The sequence below is a fragment of the Dietzia sp. SYD-A1 genome, assembly GCF_015356725.1.
GTDB lineage: Bacteria > Actinomycetota > Actinomycetes > Mycobacteriales > Mycobacteriaceae > Dietzia.
This window is the reverse complement of record NZ_JADDKI010000608.1, coordinates 1-984: the sequence shown is the minus strand read 5'-3', so window position 1 is coordinate 984 and position 984 is coordinate 1. Positions and strand designations below refer to the sequence as shown.

Sequence of the window (984 nt, the reverse complement as noted above, 5' to 3'; positions counted from 1 at the left end):
ACCCGGGAGGGCCTGCCGTCGACCTCCCGCCGTCACCCGCCGCGGGGGCAGCGGCGCACCGCCGCTGCCAACGCCTCCCGGTCCCCTGCGGTCACCGGCAGGCCGTAGGCGACCGCCGCCGTGAGGTAGCGGGCCGCGTAGAAGCAGTGCCTGCCGGGGTCGGGTGGAAGCCAGTCCTCCGGTGTCCAGTCGCTCTTGCGGCTGTTGACGGATCCGGTGACGGCGAGGAGGTTGCGCTCGACATCGTTGGCGAACGCCGCCCGCCGTCCGGGAGACCAGTCCCAGGCCCCCAGGTCCCACGCAGCGGAGAGAGGGAACACGTGGTCCACGTGGATCCCCCGGAGACCGGATGCGCTCACGTCCATCACCCGGCCGGTGTAGGGATCCACCAGTGTCCCCCCGTCGACCGAGCACCCCGAGGCGGGGTCCGCCGTGGTGCCCCCCAGGTCACGGGCCAACACGTCGTGACGCGTCGAGCAGCCGTTCCCCGAGTACGGCGCTCCCGTCGAGTCGCTCCAGGCCGGCCCGAACACGCACGCGGACGCGCCGGAGCAGTCGCGCTCATAGCCGGGCACCGTGATCCGTTCGGGAACCACGTCGACGTGGGTGAGAAGGGCCTCGAGGGCCTGTCTGCCCGGACTCCCGGGCGCCGAGTGCCTGGGTTCCGCCCACCACAGGACCACGCAGAGCGACGCCGCGACCGCCATCGTGAGACCGAGCGCTCTCACGCCGAGCGGTGGGATGATCCGCCCGTGGCCCCCGGGGCGGGGTCGGATGGGGTGATGGTCGGTCACGGGGTGAGTATGTGTGCCCGCCCGGCCCCGGGGGTCGCCCGTCGGTGGCCGGCACCCCGGGCCTGTGGAGGCCGCGACCGGGTGTGGAATGGCGGCGTTGCCAGAAGTGGCCGGACGCCCGGTCCCGTGCGGGACCGTCCCCGCGCCCGGGGGAATGTCGGACGAACGTGCTTACATGGCGACGTGACCC

General features: G+C 73.6%; 1 protein-coding gene. It reads right to left on the bottom strand.

Going from position 1 to position 984, the window contains the following annotated elements; genetic code table 11:
• Positions 1-32: 32 nt before the first annotated feature.
• On the bottom strand, positions 33-794 hold the full coding sequence (locus tag IY392_RS17650) for an HNH endonuclease family protein (protein ID WP_194861935.1): 762 nt from the start codon (positions 792-794) through the stop codon (positions 33-35).
• Between the last annotated feature and the right edge of the window lie 190 nt (positions 795-984).